This is a genomic window from Macrococcus epidermidis (assembly GCF_024205965.1).
Classification (GTDB): Bacteria; Bacillota; Bacilli; order Staphylococcales; family Staphylococcaceae; genus Macrococcoides; species Macrococcoides epidermidis.
The window spans coordinates 2,211,834-2,227,304 of sequence record NZ_CP073819.1 but is presented as its reverse complement, the minus strand read 5'-3'; the positions used below and the strand labels follow the sequence as shown (position 1 = coordinate 2,227,304).

Annotated in this window: 16 protein-coding genes and 1 pseudogene; 10 read left to right on the top strand and 7 right to left on the bottom strand. The window is 36.0% G+C overall.

Annotated features, from left to right (window positions below):
• Positions 1-13: 13 nt before the first annotated feature.
• On the bottom strand, positions 14-448 hold the full coding sequence (locus KFV12_RS11925; protein WP_254256836.1) for a MarR family winged helix-turn-helix transcriptional regulator: 435 nt from the start codon (positions 446-448) through the stop codon (positions 14-16).
• A 616-nt stretch (positions 449-1,064) separates the two neighbouring features.
• On the opposite strand from KFV12_RS11925, the gene KFV12_RS11920 reads away from it, so the two are divergent.
• The 3 genes from KFV12_RS11920 to KFV12_RS11910 are packed head-to-tail and all read left to right on the top strand — an operon-like array spanning position 1,065 to position 3,283.
• Entirely contained in the window at positions 1,065-1,709 is a 645-nt protein-coding gene (locus KFV12_RS11920) for a GNAT family N-acetyltransferase (RefSeq protein WP_254256835.1), read from the top strand.
• A gap of 52 nt (positions 1,710-1,761) precedes the next feature.
• Positions 1,762-2,712: an LCP family glycopolymer transferase gene (locus KFV12_RS11915; protein ID WP_254256834.1), complete on the top strand. Its 951-nt coding sequence runs from the start codon at positions 1,762-1,764 to the stop codon at positions 2,710-2,712.
• A 10-nt stretch (positions 2,713-2,722) separates the two neighbouring features.
• Positions 2,723-3,283: a universal stress protein gene (locus KFV12_RS11910; protein ID WP_254256833.1), complete on the top strand. Its 561-nt coding sequence runs from the start codon at positions 2,723-2,725 to the stop codon at positions 3,281-3,283.
• An 84-nt stretch (positions 3,284-3,367) separates the two neighbouring features.
• Here KFV12_RS11910 and KFV12_RS11905 read toward each other — a convergent pair.
• Positions 3,368-4,417, bottom strand: a pseudogene (locus tag KFV12_RS11905) (2,3-butanediol dehydrogenase).
• Positions 4,418-4,859: 442 nt separating this feature from the next.
• On the opposite strand from KFV12_RS11905, the gene KFV12_RS11900 reads away from it, so the two are divergent.
• Positions 4,860-6,134 (top strand): pyruvate MFS transporter, encoded by a 1,275-nt coding sequence (locus KFV12_RS11900; RefSeq protein WP_254256832.1) that lies wholly within the window; start codon positions 4,860-4,862, stop codon positions 6,132-6,134.
• Between the two features lie 107 nt (positions 6,135-6,241).
• Here KFV12_RS11900 and KFV12_RS11895 read toward each other — a convergent pair whose 3' ends face one another.
• On the bottom strand, positions 6,242-6,922 hold the full coding sequence (locus KFV12_RS11895) for a hypothetical protein (protein WP_111716631.1): 681 nt from the start codon (positions 6,920-6,922) through the stop codon (positions 6,242-6,244).
• Between the two features lie 129 nt (positions 6,923-7,051).
• Between KFV12_RS11895 and KFV12_RS11890 the strand changes: the two genes are divergently transcribed.
• The 5 genes from KFV12_RS11890 (at position 7,052) to deoB (ending at position 11,922) form a co-directional block, all read left to right on the top strand.
• Positions 7,052-7,504, top strand: coding sequence for a Dps family protein (locus tag KFV12_RS11890; protein WP_239243252.1), 453 nt, complete (start codon positions 7,052-7,054; stop codon positions 7,502-7,504).
• Positions 7,505-7,608: 104 nt separating this feature from the next.
• A complete protein-coding gene (locus KFV12_RS11885; protein ID WP_254256831.1) occupies positions 7,609-8,538 on the top strand; it encodes a sugar-binding transcriptional regulator in 930 nt (309 codons plus the stop codon).
• An 83-nt stretch (positions 8,539-8,621) separates the two neighbouring features.
• Positions 8,622-9,284 carry a deoxyribose-phosphate aldolase gene (deoC, locus tag KFV12_RS11880; protein WP_254256830.1) on the top strand — a complete coding sequence of 221 codons (663 nt, stop codon included), beginning with the start codon at positions 8,622-8,624 and terminating at the stop codon, positions 9,282-9,284.
• Between the two features lie 59 nt (positions 9,285-9,343).
• Positions 9,344-10,645, top strand: coding sequence for a pyrimidine-nucleoside phosphorylase (locus KFV12_RS11875; RefSeq protein WP_254257658.1), 1,302 nt, complete (start codon positions 9,344-9,346; stop codon positions 10,643-10,645).
• Positions 10,646-10,746: 101 nt separating this feature from the next.
• Positions 10,747-11,922: a phosphopentomutase gene (gene deoB, locus KFV12_RS11870; RefSeq protein ID WP_254257657.1), complete on the top strand. Its 1,176-nt coding sequence runs from the start codon at positions 10,747-10,749 to the stop codon at positions 11,920-11,922.
• Positions 11,923-11,967: 45 nt separating this feature from the next.
• On the opposite strand, the gene KFV12_RS11865 is transcribed toward deoB, so the two are convergent.
• On the bottom strand, positions 11,968-12,234 hold the full coding sequence (locus KFV12_RS11865; RefSeq protein ID WP_099581507.1) for a hypothetical protein: 267 nt from the start codon (positions 12,232-12,234) through the stop codon (positions 11,968-11,970).
• Positions 12,235-12,312: 78 nt separating this feature from the next.
• Complete coding sequence (locus KFV12_RS11860; protein WP_254256829.1) at positions 12,313-12,993, bottom strand: hypothetical protein; 681 nt, start codon at positions 12,991-12,993, stop codon at positions 12,313-12,315.
• Between the two features lie 161 nt (positions 12,994-13,154).
• Between KFV12_RS11860 and KFV12_RS11855 the strand changes: the two genes are divergently transcribed.
• Entirely contained in the window at positions 13,155-13,763 is a 609-nt protein-coding gene (locus KFV12_RS11855) for a hypothetical protein (protein ID WP_239243256.1), read from the top strand.
• A 60-nt stretch (positions 13,764-13,823) separates the two neighbouring features.
• Here the strand turns inward: KFV12_RS11855 and KFV12_RS11850 are convergent, their stop codons facing one another.
• Positions 13,824-14,309 (bottom strand): S-ribosylhomocysteine lyase, encoded by a 486-nt coding sequence (locus tag KFV12_RS11850; protein WP_254256828.1) that lies wholly within the window; start codon positions 14,307-14,309, stop codon positions 13,824-13,826.
• 14 nt (positions 14,310-14,323) lie between these two features.
• Positions 14,324-15,469: a bifunctional cystathionine gamma-lyase/homocysteine desulfhydrase gene (locus KFV12_RS11845; protein ID WP_254256827.1), complete on the bottom strand. Its 1,146-nt coding sequence runs from the start codon at positions 15,467-15,469 to the stop codon at positions 14,324-14,326.
• Positions 15,470-15,471: the final 2 nt, after the last annotated feature.

Here is a 15,471-nt window from a genome sequence, read left to right as displayed (position 1 = left end):
AAACGTATTTTTCTTAACCATTTATATTGAAATTTGCATGGAAGTCGTCTCTGTAACTATCTATTAATGACTTTAAAGTTTGTAAATCTCTTTCACTAAGCTTTGTTGATGACGTAGTTAAATGTTTGTTATATTTGTTCTTTATTTCCTCGACTAAGGCATGACCTTCATCTGTTAATTTCGTTGCCACTTTTCGTTCATCGTCTTTACGACGTTCTTTTGCGATAAGTCCCATAGCACGTAATTTCTTTGTCTTTGTACTTGCAGAGTCCATCTTATATGAAATATCTTTTTGTATCTCAGCAATTGTACTCTCTTCATCGAGATAGAGTTTATATAGAATTAAAAATTCTGTATAAGAAATACCATAGGCTGCACTTAAAGATTCATTGAGGTTTGCTTCTATTAAACTGACTGTTTTGAATAAAGATTGTTCTAATTCGATCATAAAATTCGCCCATTTCTTTTTGATAATTTTGCGGTTGGTTAAAACATACATTAAACCGTGCGTTAACTGAAATGTTAATAAAACTTAGTTTCTCTAAAATTCATTATTTACACGTAAGATATTTCATGACATCAACTTTGATAGTATATCATAAAAATAAATGAAAAACATCTAATATTATAAATGATATATAAAAATTTAATATTATATTCTTGTTTTGTACTACTTAAATTATAAATTAAACTATTTTATTAATCTGAAAAGTCTAAATTAAACGATAATATTGTAGTTAAATTTTTACTTATTATTATTTTTAAATAATAATATAATGAAATGTATATACAATAAATTATCATTTTTGAATGCAATAGTAATAGATTGAGCATCTTTTTTAATTATAAGAAGATATATATTAATATTATGTATAAATTTTGTTAGAAAATTAATAAAATTAATCATATAATTACAAAATTAATCATATCTTTACATTTATTGATTTATTCGCATGGATTGTATGGTAGATTAATTTTGAACAAGTTGTGAATTTCTCTGCCAGATAACCTATAATAAAAATATATAAGTCGATAGTAGACATTGGAAAGAAGGGGAAAGTGAAATGTCCGAGAAATGTATTAGAAAGGCTCAGATAAATGATGTGCAGGTGATTGAGCGTATTCAGCAGCGTGCACTGGATGTCCTTACAAATCCTGAGGAACTAGACCCTGTTCTTATTGAGGAGCTGACAGAAGATATTAGAAAGGGTTTAATGGCTGTGGCAGAAATAGATGGAGTAGTTGGTGCCTTTAGGACAATGCATATTCCTGATGAAGATTATTTAGGTCCATATGCTGGTATCAAGGATGCGCAGGCAGCAGGTTTAATTTACTCTGATATTACAATTGTAGATCCGGACTTCAGAGGATTATCTTTGCAACGCCAACTTGGGGAATGGTTATTTACTGAAGTTGCTGCTCAATTTAACATCGTTATGGCGACAGTGCATCCTGATAATACACCGAGTCTGAAAGATAAGTTTCATCTCGGGATGCATATTATCGCCATGGATCAGCTATATGGAGGTAAATTGAGATTTATCTTTATGAAGGATTTGACGCAGCAATTTAAATTTAGGGATGTTGTTGAAGTTGAACGTCAAGAAACTGAAAGAATCAATGGTTTATTAGATGAAGGGTATCGGGGTATAGGTTTGAACGGTGATAAACTGCATTTCGGGAAAATTGACACTACTACTTATGTATGATAGCGTTCCTTTGATTTTGAGTGTAATATTAGTTTCATGAGAGGTGTAAATAATGAAAAGAAGTGACAAGAAGCGTGGCGGCTGTTTGAAATGGATTGTTCTGCTATGTTTGATCGTGCTGATAGGTATTGGCTTGTATGTAAGCAATGCTTATTTTAAAGTACTAAAGACTGCCGATAATATTCAGCATAAAATTGAAGGTCGCGACAAATCGGATTTACGTGATAAGGCTGTAAGCATCCGGGATAAAGATGCGATCAGTGTTGCGTTATTTGGGGTTGATGCGAACGAAGAACGATTATCAACAGGTGATAAAGGACGTAGTGACTCGATTATATTACTGAGTATTAATCCGAAGGAGAACAAGTCAGTGATGGTCAGTATTCCTCGAGATACTTACAGTGAAATAGTCGGAAAAGATACGCAGGAGAAAATTGCCCATGCTTATGCTTATGGCGGTGCGAAGATGGCAGTACAGTCTGTTGAAAAGTTGATGAATGTGCCGATTGACTATTATGCGACAGTGAATATGGACGGCATGCACAAGCTGATTGGAGAAGTCGGCGGTATTGACGTCAAAAGCAATGCGACATTTAGTGCGAATGGCTATGACTTTGTGAACGGTCAGACAGTACATCTGGATGGCGATAAAGCATTAGCGTTTATACGTGCACGTAAAGGTGACGGTGCTGGCGGAGACTTTGGTCGTCAGGAACGTCAGCAAATTGTCATTCAAGGTTTAGCGAATAAAATCGTGAATCTTCAATCGGTAACGAAACTGGATGCTATCCTGAAAAATATTGACGGTAATGTTGTTACGGACATGTCTTTTGATGATTTGAAAGGTTTAGGGTTATCCTATCGTGGTGCGCTGGACAACGTTAAGAAATATCAGTTAACGGGTGAAGGTACGATTATGGCAGATGGATTATGGTATTTTCTGCCGAACGAAGATCAGAAAATAGAAGTTCGCAATTTATATGTGGAGAATTTAGATTTATAGCGCTAAAAGAATGAAGCGTTTTCATTTTGATGATATACTAAAGATGAAGATAAGAGAGGGGCTGTTACAAATGATGTATCAACATATCTTGATACCGGTAGATGGTTCAAAAGTGAGTGAGTATGCATTCCAAAAAGGTGTCGATATCGCGAAAAGAAATAATGCAGCGATTACATTAGTACATGTCGTGGATATTAGAACATATGCGAATGTTGAAAGTGAACGCGGCTCATTGCATGAGAATGCTGATAAGTACACTGAGAAGATGTTGAATGGTTATAAAGCAATTGCTTTAGAACAAGGCGTGAAATCAGTGGATACAAAGATTGGTCACGGAGCAGCACGTCAGGTTATTACTAAAGAAATAGCGCCGAAAGCAAATTGCGATTTAATTATTTGTGGCTCTAACGGTATTAATGCATTAGAACGTTTTGTAATGGGTAGTGTTTCAGAAGCGATTGTACGTTACGCGAAATGTGATGTATTGGTTGTGCGTACTGAGCAGGTACCGGAAGACTTTAAACTTGAAGCATTTACGGAAGAGTTTAGAAGAGAATATAGTAATAACTAAAGTTATAAAAATAAAACGGAGATAAGCATGATGCTTATCTCCGTTTTGTTTTTTTTGTATTTTGCAAGATTGAAGGATGGTTTATTATCCTTCGCCGTTTAATTTAACTAATATCTTCACTTGGTTTTTGTCGTTCGTTAATGTTTCGAAACCTTCAGTAACGATATCATCTAATTCGATTTCTTTTGTAATCGTATTTTCAGTATCCACTTGTCCACTACCTAATAAGTCGATTGTTTGTTGGTAGCTTGCTCTAGAGTAAGCAATTGTAGATGTGATTTGCACACCAGTGTTTGTTAATTGTAATGGTGGCCAAGAGATGTCTCCTGCAAAGATTGATACGATAACCATTTTACCACGAGGACGTGTAGCATCGATTGCCTGTTTAAACGTTGGTGCAACACCGGCTACTTCAAATGAACGATCTACGCCACCTGGTACGATTTTCTTAACCGCTTCAACTGCATCTACTTCACCAGAATTGATGATGTCTGTAGCACCACATTCTAATGCTTTTTCTAAACGTTCTTTAGATAAGTCTAATACGATAATCTTTCTCGCGCCAGCTGCACGTGCTGCGAGTGTCGTATATAATCCGATAGGACCGGCACCGAAGATTGCAACGGTATCACCGAATTCAATTTCACTTTCTTTTACAGCCTGAACGCCTACTGCCAATGGTTCAATTGTTGCTGCGACACGTAATGATACTGAGTCCGGTAAGTGATAGACATTAACTTCAGGTACGTTTACTAAGTCAGTGAAACCACCGTCTGTGTGTAATCCGATAAAGCTAAAGCCATCATAAACATCTAGTTCATCGATACTTTTACCATGTGTTATCGTTGGGTTAACAGATACACGGTCACCAACTTTAAAGTCTTTTACTTCGCTTCCGACCTCAACAACTGTACCAGAGAATTCATGTCCCATAATCAAAGGTGCTTTTCCGCCTGTTAATTCATCATCTTTATCGACCGGAATAAATACAGGTCCTTCCTGATATTCGTGTAAATCTGAGCCGCAAATACCAGCGTATCAAACCTTCACACGTACTTCGTTCGGTTTCATATCACGAATTTCTTTTTCTTCTACGCGAATATCTTTAGGACCATACCATACTGCTGCTTTCATTGACAACCACTCCTTAACGAAATTTAATTTTTATAACAGTTATATTATACCAATTCGTGTCGTGTGTTACAAATTATCTGTTTTATTTTTCAGAATATTTTTATATAACATATATTCGAAATATTACTTTATTTTTTGTAGTTTTAATCGTCTTTATATGAATTATCAATAGAGAGAAGGATTATAGCGTTATGAGTTATTAGAACTGTTATATAGTTCTTAAATATAACACTGTAACAACTATGTGAAATTAATAACTTTAATGTTTGTAATAAGTTCCTCAATGCTTGTTATTATCGTGTTGAAGCGGTTAAAAAAATATATACTATTTTTTCACAAAGGTATTGTAAACGATTTTATCCTGTGGTATTTTTGAGAAGTCAAAAAATATAGTCATCGGATGACTGAGTGAGTCGAAAACGATTATGGGGGAGAATATATTATGAATGAAAGAAAGTCTAATGTGCGTTGGATGTTCGCATTGATGTTCTTTGTTATCGGGGTTATTGCTTATATGGATAGAGCGAATATCTCATATATTGCGGGACCAATGATGGAAGACTTAAACATGTCGAAAGCACAATTTGGGATGCTTGGGTCAATATTTGCTGCAGGTTATGCTTTAATGCAGGTTCCAGCAGGTATTATGGCTGAGAAATTTGGACCTAAAAAGTTATTAACATTTGCATTAGTTTGGTGGAGTGCATTTACGATTCTAACAGGTGTTGTTAAACATCACGGTTTACTATATGCAATGCGTTTCTTATTCGGTATTGGTGAAGGACCTATGTATCCTTCAAACGCTGTATTCAATACATACTGGTTCGCGAAATCAGAAAAAGGGCGTGCTTCAAGCGCCTTACTTGCTGGTAGTTACTTCGGCCCAGTTATCGCTCCATTCGTAACCATTGCCATTTACCAAGCATTTGGTTGGCAAGCTGTATTCTATATCTTTGGTGCAATCGGCTTTGTTATTGCAGCTTTATGGCTTGTTATTGCTAAAGATTTACCTGAACAACATAAGATGGTCAATGAAGCAGAAAAGCTTTATATCATGGAGAACCGTGATGCTGTAGGTGGTGCTACGAAAGAAACTGCACCTTGGGGACGTTTCTTCACACGTTTCAGCTTCTTTGCAATTGCGGGTCAATATTTCGTAGTACAGTTTGTAATCACATTATTCTTAATCTGGTTACCAACTTACCTGCAAGAAGAATATCACGTTATTTTAAAGGATATGAAATTCTTAGCGGCAGCACCGTGGTTAATGATGTTCGTATTAATCATGGCTGGTGGATCAATTTCAGATGCAATCGTTGCACGTGGTCATTCTAAATTTAAAGCACGTTCAAGTATCGCAATCTTTGGATTTATCGTATTCGCGATTTCGTTATTCTTATCCGTTCAAACGAATGATATGACGATGAACATCATCTACTTATCACTATGTTTAGGTGGTGTTGGTCTATCAATGGGTATGAGCTGGGCATCAGCGGCTGACCTTGGACGTAACTTCTCAGGAACGGTTTCAGGATGGATGAACCTTTGGGGTAACGTGGGTGCATTCTTAAGTCCATTCTTAGGTGGGGTATTAGTGCAGAAGTTTGGTTGGGATACAACGTTCTATTTAATGTTAATTCCGGCAGCACTTGCGATTATCCTATGGTTCTTTGTTAAACCGGATGAGCCATTATTAGAAGAACATCGACAAGCATAATTTGTTAGACACTCATTATTGGGTGTCTTTTTTATATATGAGCTTTTAGATAAACGCAACAATGCCGGATACTTTGAGTATCCGGCATTGTAGTGATATGAGATGGTCTAAATCATCTTTCTCACAGTAATTTGATAGACGATATTGATGATGATTGCGACTGCAGCGATAACTGACAGTGCGAAGTGTTGCGGTACGCCAGTCGCATAACCATAGATTGTAATCAGCATCATTGCTGCAGGTAATAAAATATTCGTGATTTTAAATGCATTATATAAACCTGTAAATATCGTATACATTTCTTCTTTAGAGAGTGAATCGATAAGCTTATCATCGAAATCTGCTTCAAAGTTCTCAGGTAAGTCACGTTCCGGATACAACTTGTTGATCATGCTATATCCATAGTAGCGCATCAGGACTGCGATGATTAACACGATAATACTGATAATTCCTAGATATAATGGTGCATCATTAATACTGATTAATAAAATTGATCCGAGTGCAAAATAAAATGAAATAATGATAGCGATATTCATCTCAGAAAATTTCTTAAATGATGCTCTGTCCTGTTCATAATGTTCTAAACTAGGGTCGTTATCTACTTTATAGGCAAGTTTACTGTAAATAAAGGCAATAATAGCAAATAATACAGCAAATATGCATAACACAACGATATATGGGGTAGAAGTAAGTATATCGGTTAACGGCAGTTTCCAGTAATCGATTGTGAGCAGCATGGTAGCAGCGAGTATTGCGATAATAATAGGTAATATGTATTTTCTAAACATGGTTGCCTCCTCTTTTTTAAATAGTATACCCAATTATTTAAAATTGATACAGACAAAATCACTTTATTAATTAGAATGATTATAATATAATAATTAATATAAATAAGAAATTAAAAGGAGAGATTATTGATGGCTAAAAAAACAAAAGAAAACAAAGTAGTAGCAGCATTGAATCAACAAGTGGCGAACTGGACGGTGCTTTATACGAAATTACACAACTATCACTGGTATGTAAAAGGACCACATTTCTTCAGTTTACACACTAAATTCGAAGAGTTATATGATGAGGCTAATGTTTACATCGATGAATTAGCAGAGCGTATTTTAGCGATTGAAGGAAATCCTATTGCAACGTTAAAAGAAAGTTTAGATTTATCTGTTGTAAAAGAAGCGAAGAAAAATTTATCTGCAGAAGATATGGTGAAAGATTTATCTAAAGACTTTGATAAAGTGATTAAACAATTAGAAGAAGGTAAAACTACAGCTGAAGAAGCAGATGATGAAATGACTGCTGATATGTTCTTAGGTATGATTACAAGTTTAGAGAAACATAACTGGATGTTAAAATCTTTCTTAGGATAATTTAAAATTAAATTAGTTAAAAAATTAATTGATACACTTCAATGGAATTGAAGTGTATTTTTTTTTGTTTTCCCTTAGAATGGATGTAAGTAGAGGTGAGCATAATGGAAGAAAAAATCAAACAGTGTATCAGAATCGCTAAAATGTATTACGAAGAAAACTTAGGACAAAAAGCTATTGCTGATGAACTTAATATTTCCAGACCGACAGTATCGAGACAACTTCAATTTGCTAAAGATATGGGGATTGTTAATATAACGATTCATGACCCGTATGAGAAAAGTGAAGAACTCGCAGAATTACTGAAAGAAAAATATAATTTAAAGCATGTCTTAATTAAAGAAGTATCTAGTGATAAATACGAAATTGTGCTCAGTGCTATAGCAGAAGCAGCTGCAGAATTTCTTCATGAAAATGTGAAGAACAATGACGTTGTCGGCATAAGCTGGGGAAAAACGATGTATGAAACTGCTAACTTAATGAAACCGACGAATTTAACTGGCGTGTCTACCATTCAGTTAAAGGGTGGTATTTCATACTCAAATATAAAGACGAATTCGCACGAAACGTTAGCTTTATTTGCAAAGAGCTTTAATTCCATTCCGCGTGATTTACCTGTACCTGTTATTTTTGATAACAAACAGGTGAAACAATTAGTGAGTGAAGATCGCCATATTAAAGGGATATTAAGCATGGCAAGTGAATGTGATGTTGCGATATATACTACCGGTACAGTGCGTGATGAAGCACTGTTGTTTAAGCTTGGCTTTTTATCGGACGATGAAGTGAAGCGTCTGAAGCATGAAGCGGTGGGTGACATCTGTTCAAGATTTTATAATAAGAATGGGAGAATTGCTGATGTCTGGGTCGATGATCGTACGATGGGTGTGACGCTGGATACATTAAAGCAGATTCCAACAAGCATACTCGTTGCAGGTGGTAAACATAAAGTAGAAGCTATTCGAGGTGCTCTCGCTGGTGGTATCCCGAATGTCCTGATAACTGATAGCATTACAGCTAAGCAATTAATTTAACTTGAACGTAATTTCATTTATCGTTTTTACTTTTGTTCAATATCTGTTATAATGGATTTGAATATAAGGGAGGAATAAATAATATGAATTTAGCGAAATATATTGATCATACTGCTTTGAAACCAGAAACGACGACTGCCCAAATCGAACAGCTTGCACAAGAAGCACGTGAATACGGATTTATGAGTGTTTGTGTGAACCCTACACACGTAAAGTATGCACATGCTTTATTAGAGGGTACGGATGTTTTAGTATGTACTGTAATCGGCTTCCCGTTAGGTGCTAATACACCAGCAGTAAAAGCATTTGAAACGAAAGATGCGATTGCGAATGGTGCAGGTGAAGTTGATATGGTAATTAATATCGGTGCGGCTAAGAGTGGCAACTTTGATTTAGTACGTGAAGATATTAAAGCGGTAGTCGATGCTGCAGGAGATGTTACGACGAAAGTAATTATCGAAACAAGTCTGTTAACTGACGAAGAGAAAGTGAAAGTTTGCGAAATTGCGAGAGAAGTAGGGGCAGATTTCGTTAAGACTTCTACAGGATTCTCAATAGGTGGAGCAACAGTCGCAGATGTGAAATTAATGCGTGAAACAGTAGGACCTGATATGGGTGTGAAAGCATCTGGTGGTGTGCGTTCTTATGAAGATGTTAAAGCGATGATTGATGCAGGTGCTACACGTATCGGCGCATCAGCAGGTGTACAAATTTTAAAGGGTGAAGAAGCTAAAGGGGATTATTAATTCCCTTTCACTTTTCATGTAAAAGAAAACGCTTACAAAATAAATGGAGGTCATTAATGATGAGAATGGTAGATATTATTGCAAAGAAACGTGACGGACATGCATTATCGAAAGAAGAAATTGAATGCTTCATTAAAGGTTATACAAATGAAGAAATTCCTGATTATCAGGCATCAAGTTTAGCGATGGCGATATTCTTCCAGGATATGAATGATGAAGAACGTGCTAACTTAACGATGGCGATGGTTGAAAGTGGCGATCAGATTGACTTAAGCGCTATAGAAGGTGTGAAAGTTGATAAGCATTCAACTGGCGGTGTTGGTGATACAACAACTTTAGTATTAGGACCATTAGTAGCAGCGCTTGATATTCCTGTTGCGAAGATGAGTGGGCGTGGATTAGGCCATACAGGTGGAACAATTGATAAATTAGAAGCGGTAGAAGGATTCCATGTTGAAATTTCAGAAGAGGACTTCGTTAAGATTGTAAATGAAGATAAATTGGCAGTGATCGGACAAACAGGCAACTTAACACCAGCAGACAAGAAATTATATGCCTTACGTGATGTAACAGGAACAGTGAACAGTATTCCGTTAATCGCATCAAGTATTATGAGTAAGAAGATTGCAGCAGGAGCTGACGCAATCGTATTAGATGTTAAGACAGGTGCCGGAGCATTTATGAAGACAGAAGAAGATGCAGAGCAGCTTGCACATGCAATGGTTAAGATCGGAAATAACGTCGGACGTAATACGATGGCGATAATCTCTGATATGAGTCAACCGTTAGGATTTGCAATCGGAAATGCATTAGAAGTTAAAGAAGCGATTGAAACATTACGCGGTGAAGGACCGGAAGACTTAACAGAACTTGTGCTTACGCTAGGAAGTCAAATGGTTGTGTTAGCCGGTAAAGCACAATCTTTAGATGAAGCGCGTGCGAAATTACAGGAAGTGATTGATAATGGTAAAGCTTTAGAGAAGTTTAAAACATTCCTTGCTAACCAAGGTGGAGATGCGTCAGTCGTAGATGATGTATCTAAGTTACCGCAAGCAGCGTATGTGATTGAAGTACCAGCGAAAGCAAGTGGTGTTGTAAGTAAGATTGTTGCAGATGAAATCGGAGTAGCTTCGATGTTACTTGGTGCAGGACGCGCTACGAAAGAAGACGTTATTGATTTAGCGGTAGGATTGATGTTACGTAAAAAAGTCGGCGACAAAGTTGAAGCGGGCGAATCACTTGTAACAATATATGCAAACCGAGATAATGTAGAAGACGTTATGAATAAGATTTACGACAATATTGAAATTGCAGACAGTGCAGAAGCACCAGTATTGATTCATAAAGTTATTACTGAGTAGTTGGATTTGGATTGGACGTGAGAGCGATGTGTCCAATAAACATGAGATATTGGACAAGTCGAGCGGAAAATCAAGTCAAATCAGATCAACGCAAAGGAGAGATAATCATGAAATTTAATAGAATTCATTTAATCGTAATGGACTCTGTAGGTATCGGTGAAGCACCGGATGCTGACAAGTTTGGCGATGTTGGTAGTCACACTTTGAAACATACGTTAGAAAGTTACGAAGGACAGCTACCAAACTTAGAGCGTTTAGGTTTAGGAAATATTGCTGAACTTCCAGTAGTAAATAAGGTAGATGAACCGGTTGGCTATTATACGAAATTATCAGAAGCATCAGTTGGTAAAGATACGATGACTGGACACTGGGAGATTATGGGGTTAAATATCGATAAACCATTTAAAGTTTATCCTGATGGATTCCCTGAAGAACTCGTACAAGCAATCGAAGAAATGACTGGACGCAAAGTTGTTGCCAATAAACCGGCATCGGGTACAGCAATCATTGACGAGTGGGGCGAACACCAAATGAAAACAGGCGATTTAATTGTCTATACTTCAGCTGACCCTGTACTGCAAATTGCTGCACATGAAGATATTATTCCGTTAGATGAATTATATGAAATCTGTGAGAAAGTGCGTGAATATACGAAAGATCCAAAGTATTTAATCGGACGAATTATCGCAAGACCATATGTTGGCAAACCTGGAAACTTTACGAGAACATCTAACCGTCATGACTATGCGTTGAAACCTTTCGGACGTACAGTAATGAATGAAATGAAGGATGCTGGTTTAGACGTTATCGCAATCGGTAAGATTAATGACATTTATGACGGCGAAGGTGTTACTGAGTCAATCCGTACGAAAGATAACATGGATGGTATGGATAAATTAATGGACGTTGTGAAATCTGATTTTGATGGTATCAGCTTCCTGAATTTAGTAGACTTTGATGCGTTGTATGGACATCGCCGTGATAAAGAAGGTTATATGAATGCGATTAAAGCATTTGATGAGCGTTTAGGTGAATTATTAGATGAACTTCGTGAAGATGATTTATTAATCATTACTGCAGATCATGGTAATGATCCAACAATGCCTGGAACAGATCATACGAGAGAATATGTACCGTTATTGATGTATTCTAAATCGATTGGTAATGGTGAACTTTCAGGACATGACACATTTGCTTCAATTGGCGCTACAATCGCTGATAACTTCGAAGTGAAATTACCTGACTTCGGGGATAGTTATTTGAGTGAATTGAAATAGACGCACAAATAAAAATGGCTCGCTACATTTTGTAGTGAGCCATTTTTAAATCACTTGTCGTTCAATCGCGCGTAAAGTATTAAAGAAGTCCATGATCTCTTCAAAGTGGGTACCCCGATTTTTATAATGATATTCTATAAAGTATATGGCATCAGCAAGCTTTTGTGGCAAATCATACTGGATGCTCATTGTTGATTTAAATTTTTTAAGATCTATAGAATGGATTTCATCATAATATTTATTATAAAGATCGATGGATTCTTCTAAACCATACGACATAATTAAATTTAAACGTTCTTTTTCTGTAAACATGTCTATCATCTCCATGATAGACATCTTACCCTTTAAATATTGAGATGGAGTGAATTTAAAGTAAATTATCTGTAAATACTAGTTTTCAGCAATACTTTTAATGAATGTTTTCATTTTATCGTAATCATTGACTGAACTAGAAAGGAAGAATTTCTTCTGTTTACGTACGAGAAGATTACGTTTATTCGTTATCGCTTCGCCTGTAAATTTAAGTCCTCGCCATGTTTCTTTCTGAACTTTAATATGCTGAATATAGAAGACCTCATCAAGTGGTTTACTAAACAGTGCTGCATGCATGAATTTATAGAGTTCACCTGGTGTACTATTCGTTTCTGAAGTGCTTGAAGTCCCTTTATTATCACGCATAAAGTCTCCGGTATAGATTGGTAGGTCTGTTATATTAACATTTGGACGTGTGAATATGGCTAAGTAAAGATGATGGTCTGTGATATCACCGATGTATAGTTCTTCCTGTCGCTCGTTATATTTTACGAGTAATTCTACTACCCAGAATGTTATTGCGATAAGTAGAATGATGACAATCAGAATAATAATCCATGAAGGAATATTTGTAAGTTCACTAATGTTTTCGGTAAAGAAAAAGTCTAAAGTAAAGGGTAATACACTATATATGTCCGGAAATAATAAAACAATAATCATTTGTAGTATCTGCTCAAATATAAGTAATATAAAAATAACGAAAAGTGTTGTGTATACGAACGGTAAAAGTTTATTTACTGGTGTTCGTGTAAAAAGCATAAATAAAACCTCGTTTCTTAAAGTACAAACACTACAATAACATGTTTTTTATTTTTTTTATAGATTTTTATAGATTTTTATAGTTTTTTAATAGTTTCGCTTAAAAGAAGGATGAATGGGGTATAGTGAAATAAAATAACGTAGATAAAGGGGACGTCACTATGAAATGTAACTGTAAAAAGACGACTGGTGCGGTCGGTGCAATTGTATTTGTTGCAGCGAGTGGAGCACTATATTATTTCTTGACGAAAAATCAAAAACAAAACGATGAGGTACAAAATTTGAAACATAATGATGAGAAGAAAAAAAGCGTCAATGTTGAACTTGTAAAACCGGAATCGACACCACCTGAAGCTGTAGGTAAAGAGTTTCATATGCCACACTTTATGGTGAAGAATTTAGTAGTAACACCAAACGATAATGGTGTTGCTTTCCGCTTAGATTATAGAATTGATCGTGTGTTATACAATTATTTAATGCATAATACACCACATTATCGCTTCAGGTTTACATTACCACTTGAATTGAAGTCTTATTTTGAAGGTAATGGTACAGCTAAAGTTTTAGGTGAACTTGTATATGGTACCGGAGAAAAGTCAGATTACAGCGTAACGTTTAACTTTAAGAAGCATGATGACATTGATCGTGCAAAGATGTATGAAATTGGTGAGATGACTGGGCCATATCATTTAGATATTGTTGATGAACAGTTAAAAGTATTGAACGAATATGATGATGTTTATGCAGCCACTAATTTAATTAGATTTTAATCAATGATTTGTTGTGATTGAGTTAGAAAAAAATCCACCTCAGCCGAGGTGGATTTTTAATTATTCTGCTGGTGCTTTACCTTCTTGATAAATATTTCTCCAGCCTTCTTTTTTACTTAACATTTCTTTAGCGATAGATTGCGCACCTTCTAATGAGTGGCTTGCAGCCCATCCGCATTGTACTTCGTTACATGCTGGTACTTCTGTAGCAGCAAGAACGTCATTTAATGTTTTTTCAAGGATAACTAACACGTCTTCATAGTCATCATGATTAATTAGTGATAGGTAGAATCCTGTCTGACATCCCATTGGTGATAAATCTACAACTTTATCTGTATGGTTACGGATGTTCTCAGCCATTAAATGTTCTAATGAATGAAGTGCAGGCATTTCCATATGTTCTTTGTTTGGTTGTTTGAAACGGATATCGTATTTGTTAATAACATCGCCATTGATACCTTCTTTAATACCTGCTAAACGTACGAATGGTGCGTCTACGATTGTGTGGTCTAAGTTAAAGCTTTCAACTTTCATTTTTTGTGTCATGATGTGCCTCCTAATTATTTAAGTAATGCAAATCCTTCTTTTAAGTCTTCTAATAAATCTTCACTATCTTCAATACCCACTGAAATACGTACTAATCCATCAGTGATGCCTAATTCTAAACGACGTTCACGTGGAATAGATGCATGTGTCATTTGACTTGGTACAGAGATTAAACTTTCAACTGCACCTAATGATTCAGCTAATGTAAAGTATTTTAAAGATTTTACAAGTAATTCAGCATTTTCTTTAGAACCGACATCAAAAGAAATCATACCACCAAATCCAGTTGCTTGTGATTCATGAATTGCTTTACGTTCTGCATCTAATAATGATGGATGGAAGATATTTGTTACTTTATCTTGTGATTGTAGGAATTCGATAATTTTCATCGTTGTTTTTTCAGTTTGTTCCATACGTAATGCTAGTGTTTTAATACCACGTACAAGTAAGAAACTATCTTGTGGCCCAAGAATGCCACCAACAGAGTTCTGGATAAAGTGGATTTGTTCTGATAATTCTGGTGTACGAGAAACAAGTAATCCTGCTACAACATCACTATGACCACCGATATATTTTGTTGCTGAATGTAATACGATGTCAACACCTAGATCGATTGGATTCTGGAAATATGGTGTCATAAATGTATTATCTACTACAGAAATTAAGTGGTTTGCTTGTGCGATTTCTACCATTGCACGAATGTCAGTAACATTGAGTAATGGATTTGTCGGTGTTTCGATATATAACATCTTAGTTTCAGGTGTAATTGCAGCTTTTACCGCTTCAACATCTGTTGTATCTACAAACGTTGATTTAATACCGATACGGTCAAATACTTTAGTAAATACACGGTATGTTCCGCCGTATACGTCGCTACCTACTACGATATGGTCACCAGCATTTAACAGCATCACTACTGTTGATACTGCTGCCATACCTGAACCGAATGCGAAACCTTCGTGTCCATGTTCAAGGTCTGCGATTAATGTTTCTAAGGCAGTACGCGTTGGGTTTTTCGTACGAGAATACTCATAACCTTGACGTAAGTTACCAATACCATCTTGTTTATATGTACTTGTCTGATAAATTGGTGCATTGACTGATCCTGTAAAAGCATCAGTCGTTTGTCCACCATGAATCAACATTGTCTTTTTCTTCATTG